Origin of the sequence: Microcoleus sp. S36b_A4 (assembly GCF_036700645.1) — a bacterium.
In the GTDB taxonomy this organism is placed as follows: domain Bacteria; phylum Cyanobacteriota; class Cyanobacteriia; order Cyanobacteriales; family Microcoleaceae; genus Microcoleus.
Genome location: NZ_JAUBPI010000040.1, coordinates 43,755 through 60,561, shown reverse-complemented (window position 1 = coordinate 60,561; position 16,807 = coordinate 43,755). Strand labels below are relative to the sequence as shown.

Genomic DNA, 16,807 nt, shown 5'->3' with positions numbered 1-16,807 from the left:
GGAATTCAGCAAGTTTCTAATTTGACATCAGAACGGTTAGCCATCTTAAATTTATTTCCAGTCACCTGTCGGTCTTATTATTTTTTGTTGTGAAATGAAGTCGATTATTGATTGGTAAAACTGACTTACATTTAAATAATTGTTGATTCAGCAGTGATGTATTATTGTCATAATGCAGGCGATATATGCTGGGAATTAATAGTTATCAATGGTCTGATTTTTGACTTTTAATGGGTTAAGAAGATTGAATTAATGCCCTCATGTCAATTTTTAGGAATTCCTAACTGAGTGATGCGAGCGTTGCACAGATTTTTGGGTGTTTTTACTCACGATTATCTCGGATGATTTACTTTTATCCCCTCCATCTGCCTATGTGCCAGTTGGGGGTGCGGAATGTGGGTTACAATGCCAGAATTTGAAGAACCCTTAACAGCCGCTCGTCAAGTGATTAAATTTAGCATCGTCGTTCCAGAAGCGATCGACAAGCCGGAGAATTGGCGATCGTTCCTCAAAGCTCCATCGGCATCGTCAAAAATATTTAACGCACCCAGAAATAATTAGATACTATTCAAAACTTATCCGAGTAGCCAGACTTTATATTTCTGAAAAAAAGCGACCCAACAACCGTCACATCTGAGATTATCTGATGAGTATTTTAACACTTGAAAAATAGTTGATCAACTCTTTTATGAATTATTTTCGGACTCTTGTGCCGTACAATCAATCAAGAGTTGAAGAGCGATCGCATGAGCTTTCAGGTGGACAGTCCAACTGTTCAACTATTAATGGTTGAAACCTGATGTCTCCAGGTTCAATTGCCACTCTTCTCCACCAAGCTGGCAACAAGAGCAGCCAAAACTTACCCAAAGACACAGAACGCTGCTCGTGAACAAAAACCAAGGTCAGGAGAGCCACCAGTCGTAAAACGGCTGAGAGCGCAAACACCCCTGGCAAGCCACCGAGATTGGTCAAAGTGGCTATAAAGCCACCCACGGTGATTCCCATTGCCCCAGTGACACCAGGAACCGCAGCTGCGATCGCAAAGTATATCGACTGATTCAACAGTGGTGCCACCGACATCATCAGATTACCACTGCACAGGTCGATCGCCGCCCACGTCCCACCGCCGATTATGTGCAACAGCGGAAACCAGACCCATAGGAAAATTGGAGCCGTTCCACCTTCTAGCCAGAGTAGAGGGGTCAGAGCCACCAAAACTCCCACTACTAGCATAATCGGGCGATTCCCAACCCGGTCAGCCAGCTTCCCCCAAAAAACCAGCATCAGCAAGTTAGCACCAGCACCTAAACTGCTATAGAGCGTTACCACGCTGACATCTATATTTAGGTCATCCAGCAAGTAAAGATTAAAGAAGGGCGCGCTGACGTTAACGGCAAAGCTCCATAGACCAGAGTAAAGCAAAAACTTTAAAAAATTGGCTTCCTTGAGAAAGCTAAAAATTGTCCCTGTGGATGATTTTTCGCCTGTATCTGAATGCGTGACGTGTACAAGCTTTGGGTTCACATCGGTCATAAAGAACTGACAACCTAGACTGATGAGGCCAAGTACAATTCCTAAAACCAAGATGGCACTGTAACCTTGGAGCTTTCCACCGGGCCAGTTCGATACCACTAGAGCCAGCAACGGCACACCAATGAGATTCGTCAAGCTGACAGCACTATTGCGAAAGCCAAAATACCGCCCGCGCAACCGCTCAGGTACTAACGCCGCCAACCAGCTCAAGAACGAAGCACGACCTAAAGATTCTAAGACTTGAGTTACCCAGATGATTGCCAATGTCAACTGCACTAGCTGATGTCCGGCCAGATGAAATGAGCCTCCCAACCAAAGGGCTGGCACGAGAATCAGCCACAGCAGTCGCGACATTCCGAAAATCCAGAAGGAATACCAGTGGCGGCTTTGTGTTCGGTCTGCTATATAAGCTCCGAACGGTTGGAGCATATTTACCAGTTGAGGAATGGAGGAGAGCATACCAATTTCGACTGGACCAGCCCCCAAATCGAGCAAGAAATTACTGAGCAACGCGCCGCCGATGATGCTGTAAAAAAGCGTAGCAAATACACCGTCCAAAGTTAGGGCTCTGAGGCTTGACCGAGTTTCCGGTTTGGAAAGTTTTAGAGGTCGATTGGTCAGAAGTACCATCTCTGGTAAGGCTATATCCTCTTGGATTTCTTCCTGAAGAGGGAGAGGATTCGTTCCTACTAAGCTGTATTCTTCTTCTTGTTTTTCTAGCATACTGGATAGCCAATAGATAAGCTGCGTAGCAGCTTAATTGTATAATATAAGATTAAGTATTTTAAGGAGCACAGCCATAGATGTCAGGTAAAAATGATCAGTCTAAAAACCCCAAAAAAAGATTACTTCAAGAAATAAAATAAAATAAAATAAAATAAGACGACCCAACTTAGATAAAAGAAATTAATTTTATTAAGCACTCAGGTAAAATTGTCAAGAAATAGCTAATTTTTTAGAAATTTTCTATGCGACATTAGCTTACTGCATGGTTCATCGCAATCCAGATAAAATAGAAAAATTTTCCGATGGAAGAAGTCAAGGAAACTTGCGGAAAGCCACCTCTGAGTAGGGAAAAATGTTGCTAAAAAAAATAATAAGGATTAAATCTAAAGTTCTAAAGGAGCAAGGGTGCTCAATAACTCTTCTAGGATAAATCGCAACAAAGATTGAGTTGCTAATATTAAACCTAATCGGGCTTGGGCGAGTTTTGGCTGTCTTATTTTGACTTCTCCCCAAATTCGGCAGTGAGTGTAAAAAGTCTGAAATGCTTCGCTCAAACTATTGGCTAATTTGAAATAATTGACAGGTTGTTCACGTTTTTTTACCCCGAAAGTAGGATATAAATTGTCTAGCACTGTTAACAGTTGGGATATTAAACGGCGTTCGGCTGGATGCACTAACCGCACTCGATCGCCCTCGTCAATCCAAGGGATAGGATTTGGACTCGCCAGCGACCAAATTTGTGGCGCTGTAGTGACATCTGGCTGGGCGATCGCAATTATGCGATCGCGGTGGGCCATTCGCAGCAGGGAACAGCAGCGCGCGTGGCTGTACTGAATGGGAAACAGTCGATCAGCAGACACAACAGGGGATAATATTCTAGATTCGGGAATTGGGAGGTTCGTTTGAGCTAAACGCTGCAACCAGACGGCTAAACCTGCATCAGTCAACTCCAGCTCAATAATTCCCGCCGGCGCGACTTTAACGGCGAAATCTGGGTAGCACAGGGGTTCGAGAGTTTCGGCCAACTCGGTCGCAATTGTCTGCGGTGTCTGCTGCCAAGTTTTAGCCAATTTCAGGGCGATCGCAGACACGTACAGCACCCGCGCGCTATCTTTACTCCGATTTAACGGAAATATTGCACCATTCTCAATTACTTGTTTAGCAAGAGGCATCTTGCCTGTTCCACAAGAAAATTCATCTCTTGTGGAATGGGCATCTTGCCCGTTCTTGAGAATGGTGTCACCTATGAGATTTAATGGAATTTTCCCTAGTGCCTCTTGCTGGGCGATCGCGCTTTGGAACCTGGAAAGCAAGAAACACTTCACTGTAACTTCCAGGCACTGCTCCATATTTGCTGTATCCATATCGGCTCATCCTAACGTAAGAGCAACTATCGAGTGTTACCACTTCCACTGTTCTTGTACGTTAAACTGCTGATGTCAGAGATAGTCGATCTGCTCCCCCGATCGGGGCTACATCGAATTAATAGGCTTTCTAGGGATTTTTTTGCTAAATATACAATAATTTACGACAAATTTTTTGCTGAACTCTACCATTTTGATGTATTTTTTGCTACATTAAATTTTTCGGTAAAACTAAGAAAAGTCAGCACAGTTAAGAAGCGTGCAAGCTTGATCGGGGGTTGGTTGTCTCACTTGGTATCGCACTGCTGGCAAAAGCTGTTTTTCTCACTATTAAATATATCCCAGAGCCTCACTTATGCAATCAACTTCCACACATCTAGAGACTATCGATCGACCTTTTATCACTTGGCAGCGAATTATCGACTGGGCCCAGGAACACTACCGCTGCCGGACTTTTAGCAAAGACGAGCGGATTCCGGCAAGACCCGGACTGCTCTATTTAGTCCAGAAAGGTTCTGTGCGGCTCGTAGGCAGCGCTCAAGTTAGCGCTGCGGCGACGAAGTCGAAATCCGCTGAGAAAACTACAGAAGAAGCTTTTTTGGGCTTCGTCGGCGCCGGTCAGCCCTTTGAACTGGTTGCTCAGTCTCCGTTTACTCTCCAAGCTTACGCTCATGCCGATCAAACTCACGTAGTGTGGATGTATTGGCACGACTTGGATAATTGGCCTCACTTTCGTAGAGAAATTTTGGATGCGTTTCGTTACCAACACCAGCGGAAACTGCTCTGGCTGAGCACTTTGGGACAGCGCCGGACGATCGACCGACTGTTGGGGTTTCTCACTTTATTGATCGAGGAGTTCGGCGAACCTTACGTAGGTGACGACGAACCAGAGGTGGTTCGGGGCTACCGGCTGCCTTGGACTTTGACGCACGCTCAAATTGGCAGCGCAATCGGCTCAACGCGGGTGACGGTGACGCGGCTGATGGGTAAGTTGCGATCGAAAGGTTTGATTAATACTGAGGATGATAATTTAATCTGTTTGCCGGCTAAGTCTAACCCCCAAAAGACAAAAAACCAAAAGCAGGACGTAGAAGATTCCTTGGAAGATTCCCTGGAAGATGAAGATTCCCTGGAAGATGAAGATTCCCTGGATGATTCCCTGGATGATGAAGATTCTCTCGAATAATCTGCATAAAATCCGGCGGGAAATTGCTAACAAACAGCGCGTCACGATTAGTTTTGGGCAGTCGCGCTCGATCACTCGACAGTGTAGGATGAATTGTGTAAACTTTTCCCGTTCTCGAAAGGTGCGACTGACAATGACCGATGACAAGCAAAAATCTTCAATCCCGAACAATCAGCAACGGGTGGTATTCTGCGACTTTGACGGCACGATAACTGTTGAAGAAACTTTTGTGGCAATGCTCAAGCATTTCGCACCGGAACTGTCGTCTCAACTGATGCCTGAAATATACGCTAGAAGGTTGAGTTTGCGATCGGGAGTGCGGCAGTTACTAGAGTCTATTCCCTCGGAACGTTACGGGGAAATTGTGGAATTTTCTAGGGCAAAGCTGATGCGGCCGGGATTGGTGGAATTGCTGGATTTTTTGGACGAGAAAAAGGTAGATTTTGCGATCGTGTCCGGCGGTCTTCGGATTATGGTAGAGACGGTAATGGGCGATTTGGTAAAGCGGGCGAGCGTTATTTACGCTGTGGATGTGGACGCTAGTGGCCCTCGCTTGCAAGTCAATTCTAAGTTTGAAGGAGATGAGGAATTGGTGTCTAAGGTGCGGGTGATGGGCCAGCACCCGGCCCAGGAACAAGTGGCGATAGGAGATTCGCTGACGGATTTTAATATGGCTTTGCAGGCTTCGTCGGTGTTTGCGCGCGATCGGCTTGCCGAGTATCTAGACGAACAACAAAAGCCTTATACTAAATGGGATAATTTTTTTGACATTTTGGAAAATTTGTCCCAAAAATGGAATTGAAACTATCGCCTTTCTCAGGTAATATAAATTCCGTTTGCATCGGTATTGTATGATGTTAAATTTTGTAGGGGAGGGTTCACCCACAATAATTGCCCATAATAAACAATATAATAAACCCGCCCCCGTGCAGATAAGTCCGATGCGATCGAATTTGATATAAGGTGTGTACGGATTACCCTACGTTTAGATAGGCCAGCACAATTCCTATTAACGCAAAAAGTAGATTAAAAACTGAGGATTTGTAAAGAATGAGTGGCGATTTAAGATCAGATTTAATTGCAGCAGCCAAACATTTTTACGATCGCGGTTGGATGGTTGGGACTGCTGGCAATCTTTCAGCCCGCTTACCCGATGGCAGTTTTTGGATTACTGCTAGCGGCCGTGCGAAAGGGCAGTTAACTGAACGAGATTTTATCAGAATGAGCTCAGACGGCGCAATTGTCGAGCAACCTGTTGCCGACAGCCGCCCTTCGGCCGAAACCAGCATTCATTTAGCCGTTTACAATTGTTTTCCAGACGCTAAAGCTTGCTATCACGTCCACTCCATCGAGGCAAATTTAGTTTCTCGGCTGACTGTAGGAGATGCAGTGCCTTTACCCGCGATCGAAATGCTGAAAGGCTTGGGGGTTTGGGAGGAAAACCCGCAAGTGTCGATACCCCTCTTTACAAATTATTTGGAAGTCCCTAAGATAGCCAAGGAAATTTGCGAATTCTTTGCCATTTGTGCGCCCTCTGTACCCGCTTTATTAATTCGCGATCACGGCATCACAGTCTGGGCAGACTCGCCAGCCGCCGCCTACAATTACGTAGAAATTGTAGAATACATTTTTCGCTATACGATCGCAGCCCGCCAATTAAATTTAGATTGAAGATTTGAGAGGAGAGATTGAGCGGTGCATGAATTCCGAGGCTTAGGGATTTGAAATTAGGAAACGAGCAAACGTCCAGAATAGACAACAGTTATGGCTAAATATACCCGGATTTTATCCATAGATGGAGGCGGAATTAGAGGAATTATTCCCGCGCAAATTTTAGTTAGCGTTGAGTCAAAGCTGCAACAAAAAAGTGGCAACCCAGATGCGAGAATAGCTGACTATTTTGATTTAATCGCCGGCACGAGTGCGGGAGGAATTTTAACTTGCATCTATTTGTGTCCAGATGGCGAAAATCCAAGCAGACCTCGCTGGGCGGCCCAAGACGCTGTTAATTTTTCGATTAAGAGTGGCCGTGACGTTTTTCAGACTTCATTTTGGCAAAAAGTCAGATCTCTAGATGGTTTGATAGATGAGAAATATGCGAGTGATCGCTTAGAAAAATTATTTTTGGAAAACTTTAGAGATTGCAAACTCAGCCAACTGCTAAAACCTTGTTTGATTTCCAGTTACGACATCGAAAGAAGAAAAGCTCACTTTTTCGATCAAATAGATGCTCAACAATATCCAGCCGAAGACTATTTTATCAGAGATATCGCCAGAGCCACATCTGCCGCTCCCTCATATTTTGAAGTTCCAAAAATTTACTCTTTGACTAACGAACGCTACGCTTTAATTGACGGGGGAGTATTCGCCAACAATCCGGCACTTTGTGCCTATGCTGAAGTTAGAAATAAATTCAGTATTCCTGACGATAGCCTCGACAAAAGCCCGACAGCAAAAGATATGGTAATTTTATCGCTGGGGACAGGAGAAGCTCAGAAAAAATTCCCCTATGAAGAAGTAAAAAATTGGGGTCAAGTTGAGTGGGTTGAGCCTTTAATTAATATCATGATGACGGGAGTTGCGGAAACTGTAAATTATCAACTCATCCAGATTTATGATGCGGTTGAAAGACCGAATCAATATTTGAGAATTACTCCCGATTTGAGCCATGAACAACCGCTGCAGATTGATGATGCCTCGGAAGAGAAAATATCAGACCTGCTGAGAATTGGCAAAGAGCAAACCGAAAAGAATAATGAACAGTTGGATAAGTTTATCGAGTTGTTGCTTGCCCAGTAGTCAGTCATATTGTAGGGTGGGTTAGGCGCGGCGATTAAGTTAAGTCACCAATAAATAAATCTTAAACCGCGCCCAACCCACCAACTGCAGGGCAGGCAGACTGAAAATATATGTTGACAAATCGTGCAATAATTGCTGTAGGATTGCCGAAAATCAGTAGGTGGCAGTGCTTCGCCCTGTTTGCAATTAATCGCGAGCCCTGAGTCATTGGTTAAAAAAGACCAAGAACACGATCGACATTTAGATGAAACCTTCAATAACAGGTGGTTTCAGCGTTTTTTGGTGACATTGTTCCTGGGTGGCCAAGTGCTGCTACGCATAGTCCAAGGCAAAATTGACCGCCGCAAAATCATGGAACATTTAGTAACGGTAGGCTTGGATTCTTTGCGATCCGTGCTGCTAATAGCCTTTTTTGGGGGCATGATTTTTACCTTTCAATCCGCCCGAGAATTGGTTCGCTTTGGGGCGGTTGAGGCGGTGGGAGGTCCTTTTGCTGTGGCATTTTGTGGGGAATTAGCACCGCTTTTAACGGGGGGCGTGGTGGCGGGACAAGTAGGTTCGGCTTTTGCGGCGGAGATAGGAGAAATGCAGGTGACGGAACAAATAGACGCCCTGTATATGTTAAGAACAAATCCGGTTGATTATTTAGTGGTGCCGAGGGTGATAGCTTGCTGCATCATGCTCCCGATTCTAACAATTTTTGCGGTAGCGGTGGGGATTTTGGGCGGGCTATTTGTAGCGGTTAATTTTTATAATTTGGAACCGTCGGTATTTTTGGAATCAGTGCGGACTTTTTTGGCGCCTTGGGATTTAGTAACTGTGGCGATTAAAAGTTTTATTTTTGGGTTGATAATTGCCCTTGTCGGTTGCGGTTGGGGATTGACGACGGTGGGCGGAGGGAAAGGAGTAGGCCAAGCTGCCACGGCGGCGGTGGTAACTTCTTGGGTGTTGATTTTTATGGCGGATTTATGTTTATCGCTGTTGATGTCTCAGGAGTTGGGGATTCCTAGAAATTGATAATCTTGGCGATTATAGCAGGAGTCAATCGATTTTAGATTTTAGATTTTAGATTTTAGATTAAAGAATTGAACCATTGACCCCAGGGATAAACTCGGGGGCTTTTTTATTGGATACACGTCAATACGGTTCACATAAGAATAATCGGATTTCCTTTCACAAGTCGGGAACTCTCATAAATGCGTGAAATGAAATTCGTCTGAAAGCGCTAACCCAAGCGTATTGGGATACAGGTTTTTTATTTCTGGGTCCTGAGTCTGCTTTCGGAATGAATCCGGGGGCTTGTATCCTGGATGCTTTCGCTCAAGATGCTTAAATATTAATGATTTGAACAATCATCAACGGCCTACGCCGCCAAGGCCATTGCTATAAAATCAACATGAAGATTTTTTAAACCGCAGATTAACGCAAATAAACGCGGATGCAATTTTATCAGCGTTCATCCGTGTTCATCCGCTGATATCTGCGGTTTAAAACTCTCAACTTCCGATGGGAGATTGGAGAAAGGAGGGCGATACACTCGAATTGCCTGAATAGGCACTTTCCCATCTGTTTCGGTAACGATTTCGAGGGTATGTTTGGAGTTGCTCAAATTCTGAGCCAATGTTGTATAATACTCGCGGCTTGAATCTGTAATTTGTGGAGGAACGTATGAATCAACAAACATTGGTCGCACCTGCCAGGAAATTTCAAAGCCTTTAGGCGTCGGTTTTTTAGACTCTTCATAAGAATTTTTCAGCCACCAGTTTCTCGACTCAATCACGACGCGGCCAGAGTTTGAGACAAACATTTCGTCGTTTGTACCGCTGCCGTCGTAACCTGTTTTAGAACCTACAACGTCAAATTTAAACTTGCTAGCGTCGCTGTTAATCTCAGTAATTATGGCTTTCCAATCTTCGACGATTAGCGGTTTTTGGCTGGATACTTGGAGAATAGCGGGCCAAGAGACGCCAAGGCTAAGGCTAGGTCTGGTGATGGTGTAAAGTTCAGAAAATTCTGAGGGTTTTTTGCCGTCGATCGCAATTCTAGCAGAAATTGCCTTGCCGTTGAAGGTTTTATCGGCGATCGCATCTATTCTATTCCCTTCAAATTCTAAAACCAACTTGCCATCTTGCCACTTAATATCGCTGCCAACCGTATAGGTTTTCACTAAATCCTGCGGCGGTTGAGGAGAATTTGGTTTGTATCGCAGATGCGGTTTTATCAGAGCAGCTAGGAGAAAGTTTCCCCAATCGTTGAGGTGAATGCTGTCCCTCAATAGCTGTTTGGGCTGCAAGCGATTATCTTTCAAATACCTGCGCCAAGGTTCGCGAATTTCCGCAATTTCGCAGCCGTATTTATCGGCCAACTCCGGCAGCCATTGAGTAGAATGAGTGTTGTGCCATTCGTATCTGCTGACTGAATTTGGATCGTCGCTGTTGCCTGTCGGCATCCAGTCGATGTGGTCTGAATGCAAGAGTATTTCGCTAGCAGTGCGGCTGCGGACATTGGCAATTATGGCTTCGTAATCTTCACCGCCTCCGTAGACGTGAAAAATGAGCAAGTCTGGATAAAAAGGATACAAATCGTGTTCGCTGGGACGGATTAAAATCGGGGCGGAAAATCCTCCGATTGCTCTATTTTCCACAATCAAATCTGCATTGGGAAATCGCTGTCTCAAATCCTTTACTACATCTTTCCACCAATCTTGTTCTGTGATGGATTGACCGTAGAATAGAATACGCACTTGGCGGCGGTCTGTTGGAGTGCTAGCTGCAAGTAACCCCATCGTCCTTTGAATCCTCGCTCCAAAAGTAGCATTATTTGCAATAGGAGCGGGTGGGGGGAATGGCGTATCGGCAGCTATTTTTTTAATGAGCGGAACTAACAGAAAGCTCAGACACAAAAAAATCAGCCACAAGTAGCGATAAATTTTGGATTTTCTGCTATTTCCTTGTTTGGCCATTGTTTTATTTTTCCCTGTCCGTTTCACTTCGCTTAAGGTGGCTGTGGGATGAATGCTCGCGTCTATCAGTAGCTGTAACCTGCTTATGGGCGCACCTCACGAGTAGCTGTAGTGTAGGCTGTATGGAAATATATTACCAAATTGAGCGCGACAAAAAGTGATATAATACCTGCTAATTAATTGCACTCCGATCGATCGCACGTCAAATGGATTACAAAACAGCCCGCAGTTTTCTGATCGACCAAGGAACCGCCCTGGAAACCAAGAAAAATCCCGACGCCTTCCTGATGCGTCTCAAACAAGGTCAACCGCCCGTACCCGGACAGGTGACATCGATTTTATTAGCTTTAAAAATATTGTTTGAAGGGCTGCAAGAATCTCCAATGCTCGATCGACAATTAATCTCGGCACTGCATTTACTGTCAGTAGAAGGTTTGCAGCAATTTGAAGCTGGACTCCGCAGAGGAGTTTCTTGGCCACCCCTGCTGAAGGAAGACTTAAATCGAATTGCGATCGCAGTCAAGAATATATTTTCTGGCGTCTGGCAATAATTAGCTCAGCAACGACCGATCCCAATACCCACCGCCAGCAAACTCAATTTTTTTCTACAATTTTTTTCTACATTTTTTTGTAAAAATTTATGTTAATCTTGCTACATTTACCCTCGAATTGTGGCATCTTAATATAAGAATCAGTTCTCATAAAAACTTGGAGAGACTACCATGAACGCCGAAGAAAAAGCTAGACAACTAATTGCACGAGAAAGGCAGCATAGCGAACACTTGCACGACTCTATGCTCAACCGTTCCTCCCACGAGCTAGAAACACATGGGGAGGGAATTGCTGAAGAAAAGGCCAGAGAATTAATGGCTCAAGAAAGGCAGCACAACGAACACCTGCACGACTCTATGTTAAGCCGTTCCTCCCAAGAGGTAGAGGCATCGATCGCACCCGATGACACTGACAAATAAATTTTGTAAACACAAGACTTACGGACACATACCAATAAACCTGGTTTTTATACCATTTTTCATACCATAACAAAGGGCTGTAAAAATGTTTGTGTATAAACAACCAGGTTTCTGAGTCTTGTAATAGTTCAGCACAGCAAAACTCTACTCAAATCGAGGAGGATTTTAGGTGCAATCAAAACAGCCCTTGCTCGGTTGGCAGCCGCTATCACAAGCATCCACGCGCCATATATAGCAATAGAAAATGCCAGGTTCTACTCCTCGCGAAAGCTTTCGAGGGATGCCAAAAGAGCTGGCAGTCCCGCTAGCGCAGCCGACACCAGAGCCTCATCTTTGTAAACTCGCGATCGCAGAATACGGGTACTTTTAGACGCAGAGGTGAAAGAGCCTCGCCGTTGGGAATTGTCGGTTTCCAGCCGCCCTAAATTTTTTGTTTCTCGCGTCACGCACAACATAGCAGTATCCTCGCAGTATCGTCAATTAATCCCTAAATATGCGCCCGTAAAATTTCTCACGGCTTGCTGTATGTTTCTATTATTACTCAGATAGGTAACAGAGATGAAATCATGAAATAATTATTCACGATAGCTAGGGATCAACTTAAACTGCTTAACGGCTTTTATTAATTTGTTACACGGCTGGTTTGTTTAAGCCGATCGCCCGCGACGACACAGACACCAGCAATCAAAATCACCGATTTTACAGGAGGAACGCGGATCAATGATGCTAACTCTTAGTACAGCAACAGTTATAAGTCAAATCCAGCCGACTGTCGAAAGCTTGCGCGAGGGAGACTACCGCTACCGAGACTCCTTTGCGATCGATCGACCTTTTCGAGAAATCCAATTTCGCAAACAAGACAGATACATCACCGGCAGCGATTCAGACAAACGCACGGGCAAAAGTTACTGCTTCCGGGGCATCCCCCAGCACAACAACATTATTAACATCACGGTAGCAATCGAAATTTTCCCAAAAACACCACAGAAAACCGAGTGGAAATTAGCACCGGGAAACCCCATTAATTTCGACAGGCTTTATCCACTGCAAGCAGGGCCTGGATTAGAATTGTACAAATGTTTGACCGCATTTTTACCAAAATTGAAGAATTAGTTATTCGTTACTTCTTAGTGGTTATTCCTTAATTGCTTTGGCTGGTTAATAACCAATAACATTCGTCAACAGTGAACAGTGAACAGTCAACCGTCAACATTTAACTCCCTAAGAACCAGCATTTTCCAATTCTTCCCGGAGCATTTCCCGGTAGACTTTCGGCAAACGAGAACTCATAGAATTGTTCTCAATTCCATATCCCAAACTCGTCCAAGTTCCCGAAAGCATCCGCAATACATCAGTTAATCTTTCCTGGCGCAACATCTCAGGAATATCAGCTTTCCAAAACTTGCGATCGCTCAACCAAGCATAAACCACAGCATCCTGATCTTCTGGTTCAAAACTGTAATCTTCCCAGAATAAAAAATTAGCACGACGCGCCTGATAGCGCTTAGCCTTCTCCTTCCAAGTCGTAGTCAGAAATTGATACCTGCCCGCAGCGGTAGTACACTTACCTAGATTCGGGCCATTAACAATCTTCACGCACCAGTCAGGATGGCGGCTCAAATCTAATATGTATTTGCCACCGTAAACCACGTGATAAGGCCGAGCAACATTCGACTCGCTAGCAGAAATAGTACGCATCAGCGCCCGAATATAAGGATCGCCGGTTTTCATAGCCAGCGGCGGGAATTTTCCCACCCCGCTTACCGACTGCGATAACTGCTGATTTCCCCGCAAACTGTCAACCAAAAAAACACCGCCGCCAATCACAGCGCCGATTAAAAGTATAAATCCGAGGATTTGAATCTCCGATCGCCTCAGCAAACCTCTTTTGCGACGGCCGAATTTCTCAGCTTCTAGCCAACTCATTTCCATTTCCGAAATTTCGGCTAATTTTCGCGCCGCCCGCATCTGGCGCACCCGAAAATCGTATTGATATAGCGGCGCGGCTACCAGCGTTAGACTCGATAAAATCCCCGCCAATTTGCTCAGCCAGAAATCTAATTCACCGGCTACCGCAACATTTGTTAGAGTAGATATTCCTGTTAGCAACTGGGCCGGATCGATCGATCGCGCTGGCCAATAAAAAATCGCAAGTTGCACCAACAGCGACAGATTAAAGGCAAAAAAAATCACTACAACAGCATTCAAGCCTTCTCGCAAGTGCGATCGAATACCAATGTGCCTGCGCTTGAACTTGCGCGCAACGCGAAAGCGCTCCGGCAGCATAATTAGTAAGGGATTTAAGATTTTGACGGCGAACAAGTGAAACACAAAAAACAAAGGCAACTGAATTAGCCAAGCCGCCAGCAGTAGAGTCAGAAAGCCGATATTGTCGCTGACAAAAGGAATGCCCCTGCGAAGGACAAAACTAAAACTCTGAGCGAGAGCAAATGCCCTTAACCACGAAATCGGATAGGGGAGCCAACCTGGCCACTTGAGAGTTTTCATGCTGAGAGAGGGAAATTTCAACGGCGAATCGTAAAACTATTAAGATTTTGCCAGATTTGGCGATCGGAAAATTGTTGTAGGCTGCGTCAGCCCCAATCTTTGACCCAAATCACATCTTGCACCATTCTCGCTAAGCCTTTTTTGGGCGGGCAGGATGCCCACCCCACAAGAAAATGCACTTTTTGTAGAACAGGCCGGACAGCCTGTTCTGGACAATGGTGCAACATCTAAGACCCAAATCAAATGGTTTTTTGTCTGGCCGAAAGCATCCAGGATACAAGTCCCCGGATTCATCCGTCCAGAAATAAAAAACCTGTATCCGATAAAGGAGCCCCCGAATTTATCGGTGGGGTCAATGCTTCAATCTAAAATCTCAAATCTCAAATCTAAAATCGATTGACGCACCGAACTCAAGCGAGGCTAATTCAATCAAACCACGCCGGCAAACAACTCCTCAAAACTCTTTTGCGGAGCCTCCGACTTCGCCACAATTTCCACAACCTTGTTGCGAGAAGTCGGCTGAAATAGCGCCTCTACGCACACTTGGGCTACCTTGGTGCGGGGAATGCTGCTCTCAAACATTTTGTCCGCACCTGTCATGACGATCGCATCTGAATTATCCTCATTTTTGAGGCCGCCCGGACGGACGATCGTATAAGTCAAGCCGCTTTTTTGCAAATACTCCTCGGCTTGCTTTTTCCAAACTAGAATCAGCCAGAACAAATTCAGCGGGTGAAAAAACTGAGAGACACACAGAGAAGTCACAAGCACAAAATGCTCAATTCCCTTAGCCTTAGCTGCATCCACCAAATTTTTAGTACCTTCAAAATCCACCTTGTAAGGCGCTGTGGGGTCAAAACCAGGGGCCGCCCCTGTCGCGCACAGCAATACCGTACTATCGCCGATCGCATCGCCCAGGGAAGTCGCATTTAATACATCCCCAGTCACTAACTCAGCCTCCGGTGGTAAAATTTGTCTAGCTGTGTCTAGATTTCGGACTAACGCGCGCACGGGAATACCTCGCTTGACTAATTCTGCGACGATTCGGCGACCAGTCTGACCTGTGGCTCCTGCTACAAATGCTTTCATAAGTCGAGTTATGCTGAACTAGGGTAAGTTTTGTTACTATCAATTTCTCAATTGTAGGGAGGAAACTTCCTTAACACATCCCCAACCAGATTGATTGGCGTGTATAACAGGAGAGCATACGATGAAGCAGGATTCCGCTGAATATCAAACTGTTGAAGCTTCTGACGAAAACTACTACCCAGATGCGAGTTTCCAACAGCCCGAAAGTGGAAGCGCGGATGCAGGAGAGGAAGTTGAGCCGATTTGGTTTCACACGCATTTTGAAGACAGCATGGAGATGTACGCGGATGCGGAGACGGTGGCAACGCATTTGAACAACCACAAGACTTGGTTTTGCCAGTGCGCTTCGCCGATGAAGGCCGAGCCGCTTGGAGAAAACGGCTATGATTTATTAATCGGGCGTTTTGGGGCTTTCGGCTACCGTGTTGAAGCGAGAATTGGTTTAGAGTTGCTGCCGCCGGATGCTGAAGGCTGCTATTTGATTAAGACTATTCCGGTTCCCGATTATACCTCGCCTGGGTATGAAGTGGATTTTCGATCGGCAATGAAGCTAGTGGAGATACCGTCTCAGGAATTTGCCGCCGATTGGCCGAGCTCGGAACGTGCTAAGCTGCCGCCTGCGATTACCATTACTACGTGGAAGCTGGATTTGGCTGTGGGAGTTTGCTTTCCTAAGTTTATTCGATCGATGTCTCAACCTTTAATAGAAAAAACCGGCGATGCGCTTTTGGAAAAAATCATCAAACAAGTTAACCGGCGCTTGACTTATAAAACTCAGGTTGTTTTTCACGAAAGTTTGGGCATTCCTTTTCCGAAAAATCCTAAGAAACATTAAGGAGACTTACGCTCTAAGCTGTACTGCATTTAAATTGTATGTTAAGTGTGGGATCTCCTGCCCAACCCCTACTCCCCACAAGAGTAAAGATCTATTTTACTCTGCAATTTAAATGCGGATTAGCTTAACTCACATTTGTAGGGTGTGTACTGCACACATTACTCATAAGTTAGACTTCGGCGTGAACGTTCACTCGCACAATTGTAGATTAAATTATTAGGAATAACTGATTGTGTATGGGTTGGAATCACGAGTATACAGTTGCTTTTTTAAAACTGATATCACGGTCTCCGGGTTCTTAGGGCGCGCCTTATGCCTATGTTTTTGAATCCAACACTTGCTTGAGCAGTTAATCCAAATAACCAAGTTATTGCTAATAAAATTTAAGGGTAAGGTCATGATTGCATTTGACATATAGCAATCCTTGCAGGAGTCGTAATTTTTTTACCCCACCCCAACCTTCCCCCAACCCGCTGGGAGTCCGTAGGAAATTCACAAATTATTTAGGATTGCTATATGCTGATTTCTTATCACAAAAATTAGTTTTTATTATGGGTCAATTTAGCACAGGGTTAGACACAATAGTTTCACGTCAGATCCCATCAAGTTCGAGAGCATTGTTATTAAAAAATTCTGCTTCTGTCATCAGGATTTCCCTCCTAATTTCCTCATGATTAAGCAATGTAGCCGACGCAGTTCAAAGGTGGTTACGATCGCCCTCGGAAACCACAAGTGTCTCAGATCACAAAGCCGATCGATCCCCCTCACTGCCCAAAAACATAAAATTATGTCAGATTAAGTAAGGGGTTATAAAATAACTCTTGCCATATCCCT

At 44.9% G+C, this 16,807-nt stretch carries 16 protein-coding genes; 10 read left to right on the top strand and 6 right to left on the bottom strand.

Annotated elements, in window-relative coordinates:
- Positions 1 to 405 precede the first annotated feature (405 nt).
- Positions 406 to 561: a hypothetical protein gene (locus tag QUA03_RS15025; RefSeq protein ID WP_333213087.1), complete on the top strand. Its 156-nt coding sequence runs from the start codon at positions 406 to 408 to the stop codon at positions 559 to 561.
- Positions 562 to 720: 159 nt separating this feature from the next.
- Here the strand turns inward: QUA03_RS15025 and QUA03_RS15020 are convergent, their stop codons facing one another.
- Together QUA03_RS15020 and QUA03_RS15015 are read right to left on the bottom strand one after the other, a co-directional pair.
- Positions 721 to 2,256, bottom strand: coding sequence for an MFS transporter (locus QUA03_RS15020; RefSeq protein WP_333213086.1), 1,536 nt, complete (start codon positions 2,254 to 2,256; stop codon positions 721 to 723).
- A 386-nt stretch (positions 2,257 to 2,642) separates the two neighbouring features.
- A complete protein-coding gene (locus QUA03_RS15015) occupies positions 2,643 to 3,623 on the bottom strand; it encodes a DALR anticodon-binding domain-containing protein (protein WP_333213085.1) in 981 nt (326 codons plus the stop codon).
- Between the two features lie 355 nt (positions 3,624 to 3,978).
- Here QUA03_RS15015 and QUA03_RS15010 point away from each other — a divergent pair, with 355 nt between their 5' ends.
- From QUA03_RS15010 to QUA03_RS14990, 5 genes are all read left to right on the top strand, one after another.
- Entirely contained in the window at positions 3,979 to 4,809 is an 831-nt protein-coding gene (locus QUA03_RS15010) for a Crp/Fnr family transcriptional regulator (protein WP_445304759.1), read from the top strand.
- On the top strand, positions 4,742 to 5,611 hold the full coding sequence (locus QUA03_RS15005) for an HAD-IB family phosphatase (protein ID WP_333213084.1): 870 nt from the start codon (positions 4,742 to 4,744) through the stop codon (positions 5,609 to 5,611). Before QUA03_RS15010 ends, QUA03_RS15005 begins: the two co-directional genes overlap by 68 nt.
- Positions 5,612 to 5,859: 248 nt before the next feature.
- Positions 5,860 to 6,480: a methylthioribulose 1-phosphate dehydratase gene (mtnB, locus tag QUA03_RS15000; protein WP_333213083.1), complete on the top strand. Its 621-nt coding sequence runs from the start codon at positions 5,860 to 5,862 to the stop codon at positions 6,478 to 6,480.
- A 93-nt stretch (positions 6,481 to 6,573) separates the two neighbouring features.
- The gene (locus QUA03_RS14995) at positions 6,574 to 7,608 is read left to right on the top strand and encodes a patatin-like phospholipase family protein (RefSeq protein ID WP_333213082.1); all 1,035 of its coding nucleotides are present in this window, start codon (positions 6,574 to 6,576) and stop codon (positions 7,606 to 7,608) included.
- 207 nt (positions 7,609 to 7,815) lie between these two features.
- Positions 7,816 to 8,625 carry an MlaE family lipid ABC transporter permease subunit gene (locus QUA03_RS14990; protein WP_333213081.1) on the top strand — a complete coding sequence of 270 codons (810 nt, stop codon included), beginning with the start codon at positions 7,816 to 7,818 and terminating at the stop codon, positions 8,623 to 8,625.
- Positions 8,626 to 9,064: 439 nt separating this feature from the next.
- Here the strand turns inward: QUA03_RS14990 and QUA03_RS14985 are convergent, their stop codons facing one another.
- Entirely contained in the window at positions 9,065 to 10,570 is a 1,506-nt protein-coding gene (locus tag QUA03_RS14985; RefSeq protein WP_333213080.1) for an SGNH/GDSL hydrolase family protein, read from the bottom strand.
- Between the two features lie 206 nt (positions 10,571 to 10,776).
- On the opposite strand from QUA03_RS14985, the gene QUA03_RS14980 reads away from it, so the two are divergent.
- Together QUA03_RS14980 and QUA03_RS14975 are read left to right on the top strand one after the other, a co-directional pair.
- Entirely contained in the window at positions 10,777 to 11,121 is a 345-nt protein-coding gene (locus QUA03_RS14980; protein WP_015174589.1) for a hypothetical protein, read from the top strand.
- A 171-nt stretch (positions 11,122 to 11,292) separates the two neighbouring features.
- On the top strand, positions 11,293 to 11,541 hold the full coding sequence (locus tag QUA03_RS14975; RefSeq protein ID WP_333213079.1) for a hypothetical protein: 249 nt from the start codon (positions 11,293 to 11,295) through the stop codon (positions 11,539 to 11,541).
- Positions 11,542 to 11,795: 254 nt separating this feature from the next.
- On the opposite strand, the gene QUA03_RS14970 is transcribed toward QUA03_RS14975, so the two are convergent.
- On the bottom strand, positions 11,796 to 11,996 hold the full coding sequence (locus QUA03_RS14970) for a hypothetical protein (protein ID WP_333213078.1): 201 nt from the start codon (positions 11,994 to 11,996) through the stop codon (positions 11,796 to 11,798).
- 265 nt (positions 11,997 to 12,261) lie between these two features.
- Between QUA03_RS14970 and QUA03_RS14965 the strand changes: the two genes are divergently transcribed.
- Entirely contained in the window at positions 12,262 to 12,654 is a 393-nt protein-coding gene (locus tag QUA03_RS14965; protein WP_333213077.1) for a hypothetical protein, read from the top strand.
- Between the two features lie 108 nt (positions 12,655 to 12,762).
- On the opposite strand, the gene QUA03_RS14960 is transcribed toward QUA03_RS14965, so the two are convergent.
- The gene (locus tag QUA03_RS14960) at positions 12,763 to 14,049 is read right to left on the bottom strand and encodes a glycoside hydrolase family protein (protein WP_333213076.1); all 1,287 of its coding nucleotides are present in this window, start codon (positions 14,047 to 14,049) and stop codon (positions 12,763 to 12,765) included.
- Positions 14,050 to 14,478: 429 nt separating this feature from the next.
- Entirely contained in the window at positions 14,479 to 15,138 is a 660-nt protein-coding gene (locus QUA03_RS14955) for an NAD(P)H-binding protein (protein WP_333048015.1), read from the bottom strand.
- 121 nt (positions 15,139 to 15,259) lie between these two features.
- Between QUA03_RS14955 and QUA03_RS14950 the strand changes: the two genes are divergently transcribed.
- Entirely contained in the window at positions 15,260 to 15,973 is a 714-nt protein-coding gene (locus tag QUA03_RS14950; protein WP_333213075.1) for a DUF1997 domain-containing protein, read from the top strand.
- Positions 15,974 to 16,807 lie beyond the last annotated feature (834 nt).